This is a genomic window from Nereida sp. (assembly GCF_965655635.1).
In the GTDB taxonomy this organism is placed as follows: Bacteria; Pseudomonadota; Alphaproteobacteria; order Rhodobacterales; family Rhodobacteraceae; genus Nereida.
In genome coordinates this window covers 21594-36525 of the sequence record NZ_CBFHHE010000012.1, presented here as the reverse complement: position 1 = coordinate 36525, position 14932 = coordinate 21594, and the positions used below count along the sequence as shown (strand labels likewise).

At 56.3% G+C, this 14932-nt stretch carries 17 protein-coding genes; 8 read left to right on the top strand and 9 right to left on the bottom strand.

The genetic code is table 11. From position 1 onward, the window contains the following. Nucleotides 1-7 precede the first annotated feature (7 nt). The 3 genes from ACTF5M_RS05800 to ACTF5M_RS05790 form a co-directional block, all read right to left on the bottom strand. Nucleotides 8-877, bottom strand: a complete 870-nt coding sequence (locus ACTF5M_RS05800) for a DMT family transporter (RefSeq protein WP_438960118.1) — start codon at nt 875-877, stop codon at nt 8-10. Nucleotides 878-1082: 205 nt separating this feature from the next. Continuing rightward, the gene (gene groL / locus ACTF5M_RS05795) at nt 1083-2726 is read right to left on the bottom strand and encodes a chaperonin GroEL (protein ID WP_438960117.1); all 1644 of its coding nucleotides are present in this window, start codon (nt 2724-2726) and stop codon (nt 1083-1085) included. 53 nt (nt 2727-2779) lie between these two features. After that, nucleotides 2780-3067 (bottom strand): co-chaperone GroES, encoded by a 288-nt coding sequence (locus tag ACTF5M_RS05790; RefSeq protein ID WP_438960116.1) that lies wholly within the window; start codon nt 3065-3067, stop codon nt 2780-2782. A gap of 423 nt (nt 3068-3490) precedes the next feature. Between ACTF5M_RS05790 and ACTF5M_RS05785 the strand changes: the two genes are divergently transcribed. Next, nucleotides 3491-3658, top strand: coding sequence for a hypothetical protein (locus ACTF5M_RS05785; RefSeq protein ID WP_438960115.1), 168 nt, complete (start codon nt 3491-3493; stop codon nt 3656-3658). A 34-nt stretch (nt 3659-3692) separates the two neighbouring features. Here the strand turns inward: ACTF5M_RS05785 and ACTF5M_RS05780 are convergent, their stop codons facing one another. Beyond that, nucleotides 3693-4376 carry a DUF2161 domain-containing phosphodiesterase gene (locus tag ACTF5M_RS05780; RefSeq protein ID WP_438960114.1) on the bottom strand — a complete coding sequence of 228 codons (684 nt, stop codon included), beginning with the start codon at nt 4374-4376 and terminating at the stop codon, nt 3693-3695. 100 nt (nt 4377-4476) lie between these two features. On the opposite strand from ACTF5M_RS05780, the gene ACTF5M_RS05775 reads away from it, so the two are divergent. The 6 genes from ACTF5M_RS05775 (at nt 4477) to ACTF5M_RS05750 (ending at nt 9558) form a co-directional block, all read left to right on the top strand. After that, on the top strand, nt 4477-5397 hold the full coding sequence (locus ACTF5M_RS05775; protein ID WP_438960113.1) for a manganese-dependent inorganic pyrophosphatase: 921 nt from the start codon (nt 4477-4479) through the stop codon (nt 5395-5397). A 113-nt stretch (nt 5398-5510) separates the two neighbouring features. Continuing rightward, entirely contained in the window at nt 5511-6383 is an 873-nt protein-coding gene (locus ACTF5M_RS05770) for a TIGR01459 family HAD-type hydrolase (RefSeq protein ID WP_438960112.1), read from the top strand. Between the two features lie 89 nt (nt 6384-6472). Continuing rightward, nucleotides 6473-6916, top strand: coding sequence for a MaoC family dehydratase (locus ACTF5M_RS05765; RefSeq protein WP_438960111.1), 444 nt, complete (start codon nt 6473-6475; stop codon nt 6914-6916). A 39-nt stretch (nt 6917-6955) separates the two neighbouring features. Next, nucleotides 6956-7894 (top strand): bifunctional riboflavin kinase/FAD synthetase, encoded by a 939-nt coding sequence (locus ACTF5M_RS05760; RefSeq protein ID WP_438960110.1) that lies wholly within the window; start codon nt 6956-6958, stop codon nt 7892-7894. Further along, nucleotides 7887-8324: a YcgN family cysteine cluster protein gene (locus ACTF5M_RS05755; RefSeq protein ID WP_438960109.1), complete on the top strand. Its 438-nt coding sequence runs from the start codon at nt 7887-7889 to the stop codon at nt 8322-8324. The genes ACTF5M_RS05760 and ACTF5M_RS05755 overlap by 8 nt, the downstream gene beginning before the upstream one ends. A 118-nt stretch (nt 8325-8442) precedes the next feature. Beyond that, the gene (locus tag ACTF5M_RS05750; RefSeq protein WP_438960108.1) at nt 8443-9558 is read left to right on the top strand and encodes a threonine aldolase family protein; all 1116 of its coding nucleotides are present in this window, start codon (nt 8443-8445) and stop codon (nt 9556-9558) included. Nucleotides 9559-9621: 63 nt separating this feature from the next. Here the strand turns inward: ACTF5M_RS05750 and ACTF5M_RS05745 are convergent, their stop codons facing one another. Further along, nucleotides 9622-10221, bottom strand: a complete 600-nt coding sequence (locus ACTF5M_RS05745; protein ID WP_438960107.1) for a 2-hydroxychromene-2-carboxylate isomerase — start codon at nt 10219-10221, stop codon at nt 9622-9624. A 109-nt stretch (nt 10222-10330) separates the two neighbouring features. On the opposite strand from ACTF5M_RS05745, the gene ACTF5M_RS05740 reads away from it, so the two are divergent. Continuing rightward, nucleotides 10331-11347, top strand: a complete 1017-nt coding sequence (locus tag ACTF5M_RS05740; RefSeq protein ID WP_438960106.1) for a ribose-phosphate pyrophosphokinase — start codon at nt 10331-10333, stop codon at nt 11345-11347. A 364-nt stretch (nt 11348-11711) separates the two neighbouring features. Here the strand turns inward: ACTF5M_RS05740 and ACTF5M_RS05735 are convergent, their stop codons facing one another. The 4 genes from ACTF5M_RS05735 to ACTF5M_RS05720 all read right to left on the bottom strand — a co-directional run bounded on the left by ACTF5M_RS05735 (nt 11712) and on the right by ACTF5M_RS05720 (nt 14919). Then, entirely contained in the window at nt 11712-12062 is a 351-nt protein-coding gene (locus ACTF5M_RS05735) for an H-type lectin domain-containing protein (RefSeq protein ID WP_438960105.1), read from the bottom strand. A gap of 124 nt (nt 12063-12186) precedes the next feature. Beyond that, on the bottom strand, nt 12187-12594 hold the full coding sequence (locus tag ACTF5M_RS05730) for a F0F1 ATP synthase subunit epsilon (RefSeq protein ID WP_048599429.1): 408 nt from the start codon (nt 12592-12594) through the stop codon (nt 12187-12189). Between the two features lie 3 nt (nt 12595-12597). Continuing rightward, nucleotides 12598-14022, bottom strand: coding sequence for a F0F1 ATP synthase subunit beta (gene atpD, locus ACTF5M_RS05725; RefSeq protein ID WP_048599428.1), 1425 nt, complete (start codon nt 14020-14022; stop codon nt 12598-12600). Between the two features lie 18 nt (nt 14023-14040). After that, nucleotides 14041-14919: a F0F1 ATP synthase subunit gamma gene (locus ACTF5M_RS05720; protein ID WP_438960104.1), complete on the bottom strand. Its 879-nt coding sequence runs from the start codon at nt 14917-14919 to the stop codon at nt 14041-14043. Between the last annotated feature and the right edge of the window lie 13 nt (nt 14920-14932).

The following is a 14932-nucleotide window of genomic DNA, read 5'->3' as shown; positions in this document are numbered from 1 at the left end:
CAGACGGCTAGGCCCGCGCCCTGCTTGGGATCATCGCGACCCCGATGCCCGCGATGACCACAGAGGCCGCAAGCATCGCGCGAACATTCGGCACTTCGCCCAAAAGGACCGCGCCCAAAACAAGCGCAATGACCGGCACGCTTAACTGTGCGATGCCAGCGGTCGTTGTATGGATTTGCGGCAACACCTTGAACCACAGCGCGTACCCCAAACCAGAAGCGATGGCCCCAGACGAAATTGCGCTAAGCGCGCCAATCAGCGGCATCGCGCCGCTTGGCACCAAAACCAACACCGGCAACATCCCAACAGCCGCCCACGCAAAGTTACCCGCTGATGCGCCCAAGGGGTCACGCGCGCCCTGCCCGTTAACTGTGTAGGCCGCCCACGCAAGACCCGCGACAGCCATCAAGACCGCGCCCCAAAGATCAACACGCACCACGCCTTCATCCACCGCAGCGGGCACTGGCCAGACAAACCAAGCAAGGCCAACCATCGCCAACCACATGCCGCTCCAACGAAAAACGCTAACCGGTTGTCGGCGCACAAGGGCATATCCGAACAATCCCATTTGCACGACGCCAAACAAAATGAGCGCGCCAAGCCCTGCATCAAGGACACGGTAAGCAAGGGAAAACCCAATCAGATACGTCACCAACGCGAGCGCGCCAAACACGCGCTGAGCCGCAAAAAGCTGAAAGCCACCGACCGAATGACGCCCGCGCAGCGCAACCAATCCGCACAACGTAACCGCCCCCGCCACAACCCGCAGCACCGCAAACTGCATCGGGTCCGCACCAGCCACAACCCCGGCGCGCGTCAGCAAAGAGTTCGCCGCAAACGCAAGCATCGTTAGGCATATCAACAGGATCAGGCGCATCAGGCGGTCACTTTCATTCTCTCAGATATGCCTACGGTATCTCCCCCCCACACCGCCAGCATCACCTGCCGCACGGTGTCACAAGACGACCTGACACCAGAACACGTCCGGCAAACAAAAAGGGCCCCTCCAACACAGGAGAGGCCCCAATTTTCGTGAACGCAGATGCGTCACCCATTCCCCGGAAACGGGGAACTATGGGTGATTACATCATGCCGCCCATGCCGCCCATGTCAGGCATGCCGCCTGCTGGTGCGCCGCCGTCTTTCGATGGCTTATCAGCAACCATTGCTTCGGTTGTGATGAGAAGTGATGCAACAGATGCGGCGTCTTGCAACGCGGTGCGGCATACTTTTGCTGGGTCGATGACGCCGAACTTGAACATGTCGCCATATTCTTCAGTTTGTGCGTTGAAACCGAACGATTTGTCGTCGCTCTCGCGGATTTTGCCCGCAACAACTGCACCGTCAACACCGGCATTTTCAGCAATCTGACGCAGTGGCGCTTCGATGGCTTTGCGCACGATCGAAATACCAACGTTTTGATCGTTGTTTGCACCTTCGAGACCGTCAAGCGATTTGGCAGCCTGTACCAGAGCAACACCACCACCAACAACGATACCTTCTTGAACAGCGGCACGTGTCGCGTTCAGGGCATCATCAACGCGGTCTTTGCGCTCTTTTACTTCGACTTCTGACATGCCGCCGACGCGGATAACAGCAACACCGCCTGCCAGTTTGGCAACGCGCTCTTGCAGCTTCTCACGGTCGTAATCGCTGTCTGTTTCTTGGATCTGCTGACGGATTTGTGTCACGCGAGCTTCGATCTCTGGCTTGGAACCAGCACCGTCAACGATTGTTGTTTCGTCTTTGGTGATCGCAACGCGCTTGGCTGTGCCCAGCATGTCCATTGTGACAGACTCAAGCTTCATGCCCAGATCTTCGGAAATCACTTGGCCGCCAGTCAGGATCGCGATGTCTTGCAACATGGCTTTACGACGATCGCCGAAACCAGGTGCTTTAACAGCCGCAATTTTCAGACCGCCGCGCAGTTTGTTGACGACGAGTGTGGCAAGCGCCTCACCTTCTACGTCTTCTGCGATGATCAGAAGTGGCTTGCCGGACTGGATCACTGTTTCGAGCAGTGGAACCATTGGCTGAAGTGAAGACAATTTCTTCTCGTGCAGCAAGATCAAGCAATCTTCCAGCTCGGTTGTCATTTTGTCTGGGTTGGTCACGAAGTAGGGTGACAGGTAACCGCGGTCGAACTGCATGCCTTCAACAACATCGGTTTCTGTTTCCAGACCTTTGTTCTCTTCAACAGTGATAACGCCTTCGTTGCCCACTTTTTGCATCGCATCCGCGATTTGACGGCCAATTTCGATTTCGCCGTTTGCAGAGATGGTACCAACTTGTGCAACTTCGTCGCTGTCAGAAACAGGGCGTGCTGCCGCTTTGATCGCGTCAACAACTTTAGCAGTTGCAAGGTCGATGCCGCGCTTCAAGTCCATTGGGTTCATGCCAGCTGCAACAGACTTCATGCCTTCTTTAACGATGGCTTGTGCAAGTACTGTAGCAGTTGTTGTGCCGTCACCAGCTTCGTCATTGGTGCGTGAGGCCACTTCTTTGACCATCTGCGCGCCCATGTTCTCAAACTTATCTTCAAGCTCGATCTCTTTGGCAACAGATACACCGTCTTTGGTGATGCGCGGTGCGCCGAATGATTTGTCCAAAACTACGTTGCGACCTTTGGGGCCGAGCGTAACTTTAACCGCGTTAGCAAGCGTGTTTACGCCGCGCAGCATGCGGTCGCGGGCGTCTGTGTCGAATTTGACTTCTTTAACAGCCATTTCAAATGCTCCTTAAAATCTTGTGTATTTATATGAACTGAAAACAGAAACGCTTAGGACAGGATGCCCAGAACGTCGCTTTCTTTCATGATCAACAGCTCTTTGCCGTCGACAGTCACTTCTGTGCCGGACCATTTGCCGAACAGAACTTTGTCGCCTTCTTTGACGGCCATCGGGATCAGCTCACCGCTGTCCTTGCGTGCGCCTTCACCAGCAGCAACAATCACACCTTCCGCAGGCTTTTCTTTTGCGGACTCAGGGATGATCAAGCCACCCGCTGTTTTTTCTTCGCTTTCCACGCGCTCGACCAATACACGGTCATGAAGTGGTTTAATTGCCATCTGTGCAGCTCCTTAGTTTCAAGTTTCAATTCTTGTCACTCACTCTGGGCGAGTGCTAACGAGCGATAGTTAGGCGGCGTCCATGAAGGTGTCAACAGCCCCTCCCAAGATTCTTTTTGCACTCAAATTCAGCCGCTCAAACACCGTCCATTTCGCGTACATTACAGCTGGGTCACGGACTAAAACGCCCCCTAAAAAACCCGAGTTTCACGCCAGGCAAACACAACGCCTTGGCGCTAAGTGCCTATACGAAAGTAAAACAATTCCTAAGATTCACGCGCTACTGTTCACGAAATATTGCCACTTTTAGCAATTAAGGCGCGAAATAAGCCCCAATTCATCAATTATTAGGTTTTTTGTTGTCCAAAAGCAGGCAAGCACACAGCCTGTGTGCAGATTCTTAATTGGTTCGAGGATAAGTCTATGCGTTTACTCTCTACATTTTGCCTGCTTACAATCACTGCCTTGTCGGGCTGTTCAGGTAAAATCGGGGACAGTTCAGCCGATAATGCCGTCGAGGTTTCTGTGCCCCAGTCAACCGTTGATCTGCTTTACGGCGATGGCGCTGTCCCTGAAGGCACAGGCCAGTGAGTACGGCAAACCCGCTGACATGGGCGCATCTGCCCTAGCTTTCCACCGCCGCGCGGCCCGTATCGCTTAGCTCGTAGACACCGGTCGTCACTTTTTCGAACCACCCATAGTGGTTGTCGCGCATCATAGTAGTGGCGCGCGCTACTCCTGTGGCATCGCGCACATCCACGCCGCGGCTGGCCCCGTGTCCCGCCAGATGCGCCGCAATTTTAATGGCGTCCTGCCGGTAAGCGGTCACCAAGCCCGCCCGCGTCGCCCCGCCTTTACTGGGGTCGCCGCTGCGCTTGGCAAACTCCTTCAACAAAGCTGTCTTGCGCTTGGTATTTTTGCGCGGCGCGTAAGGCACCGGATCACAGTGAACCTGCACCAACCCGTCCTCAAGACGCACGGTCATGATACCAAGCCCCATCCGGCGCGCCAGCGTCACGTTCGCCTTCAGTCCCGCGCGCCAGCGTTTGCCGCTCTGATAGGGCACCGCAACATAAACAAGATCGCTGACAGATAATCGCGCAACCCCTTGATGAAAAAGCGATAATGAGAAGGCAATCTTTAACTCCACGATCAACGGCTCGCCGCCCTCCTCCGCACCGCCCAGCGCCAGAACATCCACCGCACCAATCTCACCCTTCACCTCGTAGCCCTGCCCTTCAAGGAACGCTTTGACCGGCCCATAAAGGTCCGTTTCCTTGATTTTCGCGGGGGTGATGCTGGTGCTCATAACGCCGCATCCTAGCCATCGATGCGGGCGGGTGACAAGGCCATTGCTTGGGCCTATAACGCCCTCAAAAGCACTCCATTTTTAAAGGGTAGACCATCCAATGACGACCTTGATTTTCGGCCACAAATCCCCCGACACAGACAGCACCAGCGCTCCGCTGATCTGGGAATGGTTCATCAACCACACCGGCGGTGATGCGCGCGCCGTTCTTTTGGGCGAGCCGAACACAGAGGCCGCATTTGTCATAACCCGTTGGAATGCAACCAAACCCCAGATCGTCGACGCTTTTGAAGACGGGCAAGACTGCATCGTTGTGGACACCAACAACCCCGCCGAGTTGCCCTCCAACATCAACGCGCTCAACGTCACGGCCATCATCGACCACCACAAGCTTGTGGGCGGCCTTGAAACCGCAGGCCCCATCGACATCACCATCCGCCCGCTGGCGTGCACTGCCACGATCATGCACGATCTGATGGGCGCGCACGCCGCCGAAATGCCCGAGCAAATCAAAGGCCTGATGCTGTCGTGTATCTTGTCTGACACGCTGGCGTTCCGCTCGCCGACAACCACACAGACGGACACGGATCTGGCCCGCGCTTTGGCCGCCGATCTGGGCCTTGATCTTGACGCTTACGCCGATGAAATGTTCGCCGCCAAATCAGATGTCAGCGCCTTTAGCGACGCCGAGCTGTTGCGCATGGACAGCAAGGAATACGCCGTGGACGGCACCAAATTCCGCGTGTCTGTTCTGGAGACCACAAAGCCCGCCATCGTGCTCGACCGCGCGGCGTCTTTGATGGACAGCATGACAACTGTGGCAAGCGAAGACGGCGTGGATCAGGTGCTGCTCTTTGTGGTCGACATCCTGAACGAGGAAGCCACCATGCTGGTGCCCAACGCGCTGACAAAATCTGTGGCAGAGGCATCGTTCGGCGCAACGGTCACTGGTGACAGCGTGGTTCTGCCGGGCGTGATGAGCCGCAAAAAGCAAATCATCCCGAACCTTAAGCTGGCTTAAGACCCCACCTTTGGCGCGCAGGGAACCGACCTTGCGCGCCAGCACATGTTCCCGCACCACACTTCGCTAACCGTCCCCTCCCCGTCACGGCCACACCGCCAGAAAGACATCCCATGTCCCAGATCGTCACGCAGTTGTCCGAAATTTCTGATCAGTATTCCGCGGTGTTTTGCGATCTCTGGGGCTGTGTGCATAACGGCATCACCCCTTTCCCCGAAGCCGTAGCTGCCCTTCAGGCGTTCAAGGCGCAAGGCGGCACGGTTATCATGGTCACCAACTCTCCGCGCCCGCGTGCCTCTGTGGCGGATCAACTTGATGGCATGGGCCTGCCGCGGGATTGTTGGGACGATATTGCGACGTCAGGCGACAGTGCACGCGCCGCGATGTTCCGCGGTGTAGTGGGCGAAAAAGTCTATTTCATCGGCGAGGATCACGACCAGTCGTTCTTCAGACCGCTCAACGTCATCGACGCGCCCGTTACAATCACCCAAGTCCCGCTGGATCAGGCCGATGGCATCGTGTGCTGTGGCCCCATGGACCCCACAGCTAATCCGTCCGTGATGCGCCCCGAATTTCTGTACGCCAAACAAAAGGGGATGAAGCTGCTTTGTGCCAACCCCGATATCGTGGTGGACCGCGGCGAGCATCGTGAGTGGTGCGCCGGTGCTCTGGCGGATCTCTACACAGAGATGGGCGGCGAAAGCCTCTATTTCGGCAAACCGCACCCGCCGATCTATGACCTTGCGCGTCGCCGCCTTGCGGCCCTGCGCCCTAACGTATCCGACAGCAGCATTCTGGCCATTGGCGATGGAATCATCACCGACGTTGCCGGTGCCATGGGCGAAGATCTTGACTGTTTGTTCATCAGCGGTGGCTTGGCCAAGGCTGAAACAAAAACAGACACCCAGCCAGACGCCACAGCCCTTGAGGCCTATTTACAAGGCGAAATGGTCAATCCCAGCTATACAATCGGATACCTGCGATAAATTGCATATAAATTATTCTGCAGTTGCAAAGTAATTTTATTTCGTGTAGCCATTACGAATAGCGCAATTGTTACTTTGGGATACTCGCAATGTTGGATAACGCACCCCGCGGCACGATCTGTATCGAAGACATCGAAATCGGCATGAGCCGTAATCTGCGCAAGGTCATAACTGACCGCGATATTGAGATGTTTGCCGAAGTCTCCACCGATCATAATCCGGTCCATCTTGATGACGACTATGCCAACGACACGATTTTTGAGGGGCGCATTGCCCACGGGATGCTGACTGCGGGGCTTATCAGTGCAGTTATCGGTGAACAACTTCCGGGCCATGGCACGGTCTATCTGGGCCAGACGCTTAAGTTTTTGGCCCCCGTTCGCCCAGGCGATATGGTGAACGCTGTGGTTACCGTGACCGACATGGACATCCCCAAACGCCGCGTCACCATGGAGACACACTGCAAAATCAACGGCAAGAAAGTCCTCAAAGGCGAAGCTGTTGTAATGGCCCCAAGCCGCAAGTTCGACTAGCGCTTGCGCAGCGCGCGTACGGGCGCTACGCCTTGGCCTATGCGCATCATCCGAGACACTCATTTCGTTGATCCCGACAACCGTGGCGGCGTGGCTGCCATCGGTAATTTTGACGGGGTGCACCTTGGCCACCAAGCGGTGATCGACATTGCCCGCGCCGAGGCCACACGCCGCGGCGTGCCCCTTGGGATCATGACGTTTGAACCGCATCCACGTAATTTCTTTGCCCCGACTACACCCGCGTTCCGCCTGATGAACGCCGAAGCCAAGGCGAACCGTTTGGATAAATTGGGTGTCGAACGTCTGTTTGAAGTGCCATTCAACAAAGCCTTGGCCGAGCTGGACGCGCGCGCTTTTGCACAGACTGTGATCTGCGATCAGCTTGGCCTTGATCATGTCGTCGTGGGGCAGGATTTTTGCTTTGGCAAAGGGCGCAGCGGAAACGCAGAAACCCTCAAGGCGTTTGGCGCGGAAATGGGCTTTGGCGTGTCAATCGCACAGATGGTGGCGCTTGATGCAGGCGAAGTTTCAAGCACCAACATCCGCGCCGCCCTTGCCGATGGGCGCCCGCGCGTGGCCGCCGAAATGTTGGGGCACTGGCACCGGATCGTGGGCGAGGTGATCCGCGGCGATCAGCGCGGCCGCGACCTTGGCTACCCCACTGCCAACATGTCCATCGAAGGCCGCCACCCGCCCAAATTTGGGGTCTACGTGGTAAAAGCAGACGTTCTGAACGGACCGCACGCGGGCAGCTACACAGGGGCGGCCAGCATCGGCGTGCGCCCGATGTTTGGCGAGAACGTGCCAAATTGCGAGACATTCATTTTCGACTTTAAGGGCGATTTATACGGCGCGGAAATTTCCGTGGCCTTGGTGGATTTTTTGCGCCCCGAATTTAAGTTCGACAGCCTCGAGGCGTTGATCACCCAAATGGACGCGGATTGCGCCAAAGCCCGCGAAATTCTGGCCGATGTCTAAACCGTTTTGGGAAAAGCCGCTGACCGCGCTCAGCCCCAAAGAATGGGAAGCGCTGTGTGACGGTTGCGGTAAATGCTGTCTGAACAAACTTGAGGACGAAGACACCGGCCAAGTGGTGACCACCCGCGTGGCCTGCCGCTTGCTTGACGGGGAAACCTGCCAATGCAGCCAATATGATATCCGCCACCAGTTTGTGCCCGAATGCATCGTGCTGACACCCAAAACCATCGAAGACCACATCTATTGGTTGCCGCGCACCTGCGCCTATAAGCTGCGCGCCCAAGGGGCCCCGCTGTCTGACTGGCACCCGCTTATCAGCGGCAGCGCGCAAACCGTGCATGACGCGGGCGTGTCTGTGCAAGGTTGGACCGTGCCTGAAAACGAGATCCACGAGGACGAGTGGGAAGACCACATCATTGACCCCGAGTAGATTTGCCGCTCAGGTACCGCTTAACGCACTATGTATGGCGGAGACGTAGCGGCCAAAGCGCGGCGCTTCACAAAACCGCCAGACAACACCGCATCACAGCCCGAAAGGTAATGCTTCCATGTATTTCGCATCAGACAACTCAAGCGGCGCGCACCCCAAAATCATGGAAGCGGTCCAAAAGGCCAATGCCGATTACGCGATGCCCTATGGCTCGGATCCGATCATGGACGACGTGCGCCAACAAATTCGCGACATCTTTGAGGCCCCCGAGGCTGCCGTTTATTTAGTGGCCACAGGATCTGCGGCAAATGCGCTGGCGCTGGCGTGTATGTGCCAGCCGTGGCAGACCATCTTTGCCCACCGCGAGGCCCACATCGAAGTCGATGAATGCGGCGCGCCAATGTTTTACACGGGCGGTGCCAAGATTGAATTGATCGACGGGGATGACGCCAAACTAACCCCCGCTGCGCTGCACGCCGCCATTGAGAAAACCGGCCAACTTGGGGTGCACAACCCGCAGCGCGGCCCCCTTAGCCTGACGAACCTGACCGAAGCGGGTGCGGCCTACACCCCCGCCGAAGTGCGCGCCCTTGCGGATGTGGCCCACAGCTTTGGCGTTGGGGTGCATATGGACGGCGCGCGCTTTACCAACGCGCTTGTGGCCACTGGTGCGAGCGCGGCTGAAATAACGTGGAAAGCAGGCGTTGATGCTGTGTCTTTTGGCGGCACCAAGAACGGCTGTTTGGGCGTAGAAGCGGTGATCTTGTTTGATCCCAAAGTGGCGTGGGAATTTGAGTTGCGGCGCAAACGGGGCGGGCATCTGTTCTCCAAACACCGCTATCTGAGCGCGCAAATGAACGCATATCTAAAAGACGATCTGTGGATTGAAATGGCGCGTCACGCAAACGCCATGGGCAAGCGGCTCAGCGACGGTATTTTGCAAATTTCAGGTGGTGAGTTGCTACACCCCACGGACGCAAACCAAGTATTTGCCCGCTGGCCGCGCAAGGGGCACCAAAAGGCCCATGAGGCCGGTGCCGCGTATTATTTCTGGCCCTTTGATCACGATCTTACGGGCGATCCCCATACGCCGTTGGGCGCGCGGGCTGTGGCGTCATGGTCCACCACCGAACGCGACGTTGATACGTTTCTTGAACTGATCAGCGGCGGCTTGGGGGCCAGTAGATCAATTGCCCGCCACCCCCAAACAAAAGCCCCCCGCCTGATACCCTAGGCGGGGGGCTTTCTTTATTAATTAGGCCGCCTCAAGGGCGACCACGTCACAGCCAATGGCCGATCAGAGTTTGCCTGCAAGAAATGCGTCCAGATCATCAAGACGGTCTTGGCCCCAGAAACGCTCGGTGCCGTCGGCAATAAAGAACGGCGCGCCAAAGACGCCAGCTGCCACGCCTTCTTCGAGGTTGCGCGCGTATGTGTCGGCACTGTTCACCATGTCCGCTTCTGCCAGACCTGCGTCAAAGCCCGCTTCGGTCAGACACGCAGCAATGACGTCTGTCTGCGAGATGTCTTTCTCATCGGCCCAGCATGAGCGTGTCAGCGCGTGAACGAACGCACCCAGATCGCCGCCACCTGCGTTTTGCGCCGCGATGATCGCATAGGAACTTGGCGCCATGTTTGTGGGCCAATGGGCAGGCTTAAGGTTCAGCGGCAGACCCGCCAGCTTGGCGCGGCGTGCCATGTCTTGCAGGCGGTATTCTTGACGGTTGATGTGGCGGTCTTTGGGCGGCGTGCCACCGGTGGCGCCGAAAAGACCCATGATATCAAGCGGCTTATATGTCAGCGTTGCATTATGTGCTTTTGCAATCTGCTCGACGCGGGAGCCGTTCATGTATGTGAAAGGAGAAATCGTCGCCAGATAGTAATCAATATGAGCCATAGGATATCCTGTTGTTTGACGTATGAAACTATGCGCGACCGTAGTGACATGTTAGGAGGTGCGCAATGTCACGACTCTGTCATAAAGCTGCTCCACAGGACCAAACACCATGCCAAATATTACTGAACCCAAACTGATCTCTGGGAACGCCAACAAACCGCTGGCCAACGCGGTTGCGCGCCGCATGTCGATGCACCGCGGAATGAACGTAACGCCCGTTGATGCACGGGTTGAACGCTTTAACGATGGTGAGGTTTTTGTAGAAGTTTTTGAGAACGTGCGTGGCGAGGATATGTTCATCCTGCAAAGCACGTCTCGCCCGGCCAATGACAACCTGATGGAGCTGCTGATCATCGCGGACGCGCTGCGCCGATCATCTGCGCAACGCATCACCGCCGTGATCCCCTATTTCGGCTATGCGCGCCAAGACCGTCGCATGAAAGCCCGCACGCCGATCTCAGCCAAGTTGGTTGCAAATATGCTGACTGGCGCGGGGATTGAGCGCATTCTGACCCTTGATCTGCACGCTACACAAATTCAGGGCTTTTTCGATATTCCGGTGGACAACCTTTATGCCAGCCCTGTTTTTGCGCTGGACGTGAAATCGCAATTTGGCGATTTGAGCGATGTCATGGTGATCTCGCCTGACGTGGGCGGTGTGTCCCGTGCGCGCGAGTTGGCAAAACGCATTGGCGCGCCCATGGCGATTGTGGATAAGCGCCGCGAGAAAGCCGGTGAAGTAGCTGAGATGACAGTGATCGGGGATGTGACCGGTAAGCGCTGTATCATCGTGGACGACATCTGTGACACGGCGGGAACTTTGTGCAAAGCGGCCGAAGTGCTTCTTGAGCACGGCGCCACAGAAGTACACAGCTATATCACCCACGGTGTGTTGAGCGGCCCCGCGATTGAGCGGGTCAGCAACTCGGTCATGAAATCTTTGGTGATCACGGATTCAATTCAGCCGACAGAAGCGGTCAAGAACTGCCCCAACATCCGGATCGTGCCAACAGCGCCGATTTTCGCGCAGGCGATCTTGAACATCTGGAGTGGCACAAGCGTAAGTTCTTTGTTCGAAACCGACACCTTAGGCCCAATCTACGAGGGTCTATACTCAACAGACTAAGCCCAAAGACGCCGCGCACACGCACCGGTATTTTGGTAGCACAAGAAGCGCCCCAGCCAATTTGACGGGGCGTTTTTTCATGTTTGGCAGCAGGTGAGTGCTGGATATTTCGCCTGCGTCTACTTTTGAAAAAGCCGGAAATGATAGCGCCATCAAGGATGGTTTGGATAACGACCTTTGGCCCAATATGCCCGAGCTGGGGCTGTCTTCTTGGTCTGACCTCACACGCGCAAGGGTAAAGCGGCGCGAGGATCCGATCCGGTATGTGCTAGCGTGCTAAGTTATATCACGGGCCAACGGGGTGTTGCGCCAAATAATTTTGGGCGCACGGTTGGGTTAATATGGGGGCAGCATACGGGAGGGTTTAATAAAGTTCCCAATCGTCGTCTTCGTGAAGCATGCCCATGGCGGTCCAACCCACGCGGATGCGGGCCACGCGCGTGTCGCCCCATGTTTGGAACACCACGTCAAAGCCACGTTCGGTTATGTTATCAGCGTGCAGGTCCATGCGGGTGTTCGTGGCGTGATCCGTGTCCCACATGCTGAGGTTAACCATGACGCTTGGGGCTTTGCGAAAAGCCTTTGAGAACACGACGCGGCGGCGCACGATACGGTCGCCCTTGCCGGTCCACATATCACCCCCGGGCTGAAAGTCAGAGAACAAGACAAGCTCGCCCTGTTCTATCCCGAGTGTATGGCTGTCAAAGCGTTTCATGGGCGGCTTTCGTTAACGGGTTCGGCTGGTCCGCCGAAAATACTGACTATTCGTAAACAATAGGAAAACGAAAAAGGCCCCGCAACCGAATGCGAGGCCTTTGATCATTTTGTCATCGGTGTGATCAGCTTGCCGTGATGCCGATCTCGCCACCCATTGCGATGATGTCTGCCAGTGTTTTGGCAGCAGCATCAGTTGCATCCGGGCCAGCAGCGTCGCGGGCCGCAGTTGCGTCTGCAACCATGCCGTCGATGTCTGCTTGTGTGACGTCTTCACGCAAGATCGCACGTTCCGCCAGCACGGATGTGCCGTTGGGTGAAATCTCGGCGAAACCGCCAGTCACGAGGTATTGGCGCGTCCCTTCGGGACCCGTGGCTGTCAGAACACCGGGGCGCAGAGAGGTGATGGTTGAGGCGTGATCGGCCATAACCGTCATGTCTCCATCCGCACCTGGGATCTGGACCTCGGTCACACCGAACGACGCGAGGCGACGTTCGGGGCTGACTAGGTCGAATTGCATGGTGTCTGCCATATCTTAGGCCGCCTCTGCTGCCATTTTTTCGGCTTTTGCGATCACTTCGTCGATGCCTCCAACCATGTAGAAGGCGCCTTCTGGCAAGTGATCGTATTCACCGGCAACAACCGCTTTGAACGACGAGATTGTGTCTTCGAGAGGCACCTGAACACCGGGTGAGCCGGTGAACACTTCCGCAACGTCGAATGGCTGTGACAAGAAGCGCTCGATCTTACGGGCACGTGCAACAGTCAGTTTGTCGTCTTCGGAAAGCTCGTCCATGCCGAGAATCGCGATGATGTCTTGCAGCGCTTTGTAGCGTTGCAGGGTTTGCTGCACTTCGGCTGCAACCGCGTAGTGCTCTTCGCCTACAACAGCAGGGTCGAGAATACGTGATGTCGAGTCGAGTGGGTCAACCGCTGGGTAGATGCCTTTTTCCGAGATCGCGCGGTTAAGAACCGTTGTCGCATCAAGGTGAGCAAATGACGTAGCCGGCGCAGGGTCGGTAAGGTCATCCGCAGGCACGTAAATCGCTTGCACAGACGTAATTGAGCCTGATTTTGTTGATGTAATGCGTTCCTGCATCTGACCCATGTCAGTTGCGAGTGTTGGCTGATAACCCACCGCAGAAGGAATACGGCCCAGAAGCGCAGACACCTCGGAACCCGCTTGTGTGAAGCGGAAGATGTTGTCGACGAAGAACAGAACGTCTGTACCGGATTGGTCACGGAACTGCTCGGCCATTGTCAGACCTGACAGGGCAACACGCATACGCGCACCGGGAGGCTCGTTCATCTGACCGTAAACGAGGGCCACTTTGGACTTCGTCAGGTCGTCTGCGTTGATAACGCCGGATTCGATGAATTCGTAGTAAAGGTCGTTACCTTCACGTGTACGCTCGCCCACACCCGCAAACACGGAGTAGCCAGAGTGCACTTTCGCGATGTTGTTAATGAGCTCTTGGATGAGAACTGTTTTACCAACGCCCGCACCGCCGAACAGACCAATTTTACCACCCTTGGAGTATGGCGCCAAAAGGTCGATGACCTTGATGCCTGTCACGAGGATTTCCGACGCTGTTGACTGCTCGGAGAACTCGGGCGCTTCAGCGTGGATGGAACGTGTTTCAGAGGCGCCGATTGGGCCTTTTTCGTCGATTGGCTCGCCCACAACGTTCATGATGCGACCAAGTGTTGCGTCGCCTACGGGCACAACAATGGACGCACCTGAGTCGGTAACGGCCTGACCACGAACGAGGCCTTCTGTTGCGTCCATCGCGATGGTGCGCACTGTGTTTTCACCAAGGTGCTGAGCCACTTCGAGGACCAGCGTCTTGCCGTTGTTGTCTGTTTCCAGCGCGTTGAGGATCTGGGGAAGAGCGTCCTCAAACTGCACGTCGACAACGGCGCCAATCACCTGCGTGATTTTGCCTTTTGCATTTGCCATGTGTCTATTCTCCGGTTCTTAGAGCGCTTCCGCGCCCGAAATAATTTCGATCAATTCATTGGTAATCACAGCTTGGCGTGATCGGTTGAACTGAATGGTCAGTTTGTCGATCATCTCGCCGGCGTTGCGGGTTGCGTTATCCATTGCGGACATCCGCGCACCTTGCTCTGACGCGCCATTTTCCAGCAAAGCGCTGAAGATAGCAGTTGCCACACCACGAGGCAGAAGGTCGGCCAAGATGGCTTCTTCTGAGGGTTCGTAGTCATAGAGCGTTGCATCGCCGCCCGCCTCATTCGCTGTGTCAAAAGAAGCAGGAATGATTTGTTTCGCCGTAGGGATTTGTGTGACGACGTTTTGGAATTCCGCGAAAAAGATCGTTGCAACGTCAAACTCACTCGCGTCGAAGCGTGTCAGAATGTCTTGTGCAACACCTTGAGCATCGCCGTAGCCCACGCGTTTGACTTCAGACAAGTCAACGTGGCCCACGAAATGATCACTCAAATCGCGTTTCAGAGCGTCACGCCCTTTTTTACCAACGGTCAGGATTTTGACAGTTTTGCCCTCAGCAACCAGCTTTTGTGCGTGACCGCGCGCCAGTTTCGAGATGTTGCCGTTAAACCCACCGCACAGGCCACGTTCAGCCGTCATCACCACCAGCAGGTGGGTTTGATCGCTTCCGGTGCCAGACAGCAGCTTGGGCGCACTATCAGAGCCACCCACGGATGCCGCGAGCCCAGCCATCACGGCGTTAAACCGTTCTGTGTAAGGGCGCGAAGCTTCGGCTGCTTCTTGGGCCCGCCGCAGTTTTGCGGCGGCCACCATTTGCATAGCCTTTGTGATCTTGCGGGTCGATTTGACCGACTCGATCCTGTTTTTAAGGTCCTTAAGACTTGGCATTGCCTTGTCTCTC

Excerpts from the sequence above, each read along its gene's own strand:
- ACTF5M_RS05800 (WP_438960118.1), bottom strand. The coding sequence starts at position 877 with ATGCGCCTGATCCTGTTGATATGCCTAACGATGCTTGCGTTTGCGGCG.
- ACTF5M_RS05770 (WP_438960112.1), top strand. The coding sequence starts at position 5,511 with ATGTCCCAGATCGTCACGCAGTTGTCCGAAATTTCTGATCAGTATTCC.
- ACTF5M_RS05750 (WP_438960108.1), top strand. The coding sequence starts at position 8,443 with ATGTATTTCGCATCAGACAACTCAAGCGGCGCGCACCCCAAAATCATG.
- ACTF5M_RS05765 (WP_438960111.1), top strand. The coding sequence starts at position 6,473 with ATGTTGGATAACGCACCCCGCGGCACGATCTGTATCGAAGACATCGAA.
- atpD (WP_048599428.1), bottom strand. The coding sequence starts at position 14,022 with ATGGCAAATGCAAAAGGCAAAATCACGCAGGTGATTGGCGCCGTTGTC.
- ACTF5M_RS05730 (WP_048599429.1), bottom strand. The coding sequence starts at position 12,594 with ATGGCAGACACCATGCAATTCGACCTAGTCAGCCCCGAACGTCGCCTC.
- ACTF5M_RS05790 (WP_438960116.1), bottom strand. The coding sequence starts at position 3,067 with ATGGCAATTAAACCACTTCATGACCGTGTATTGGTCGAGCGCGTGGAA.
- ACTF5M_RS05785 (WP_438960115.1), top strand. The coding sequence starts at position 3,491 with ATGCGTTTACTCTCTACATTTTGCCTGCTTACAATCACTGCCTTGTCG.
- ACTF5M_RS05760 (WP_438960110.1), top strand. The coding sequence starts at position 6,956 with ATGCGCATCATCCGAGACACTCATTTCGTTGATCCCGACAACCGTGGC.
- ACTF5M_RS05775 (WP_438960113.1), top strand. The coding sequence starts at position 4,477 with ATGACGACCTTGATTTTCGGCCACAAATCCCCCGACACAGACAGCACC.
- ACTF5M_RS05720 (WP_438960104.1), bottom strand. The coding sequence starts at position 14,919 with ATGCCAAGTCTTAAGGACCTTAAAAACAGGATCGAGTCGGTCAAATCG.
- ACTF5M_RS05740 (WP_438960106.1), top strand. The coding sequence starts at position 10,331 with ATGCCAAATATTACTGAACCCAAACTGATCTCTGGGAACGCCAACAAA.
- ACTF5M_RS05735 (WP_438960105.1), bottom strand. The coding sequence starts at position 12,062 with ATGAAACGCTTTGACAGCCATACACTCGGGATAGAACAGGGCGAGCTT.
- ACTF5M_RS05780 (WP_438960114.1), bottom strand. The coding sequence starts at position 4,376 with ATGAGCACCAGCATCACCCCCGCGAAAATCAAGGAAACGGACCTTTAT.
- ACTF5M_RS05755 (WP_438960109.1), top strand. The coding sequence starts at position 7,887 with ATGTCTAAACCGTTTTGGGAAAAGCCGCTGACCGCGCTCAGCCCCAAA.
- groL (WP_438960117.1), bottom strand. The coding sequence starts at position 2,726 with ATGGCTGTTAAAGAAGTCAAATTCGACACAGACGCCCGCGACCGCATG.
- ACTF5M_RS05745 (WP_438960107.1), bottom strand. The coding sequence starts at position 10,221 with ATGGCTCATATTGATTACTATCTGGCGACGATTTCTCCTTTCACATAC.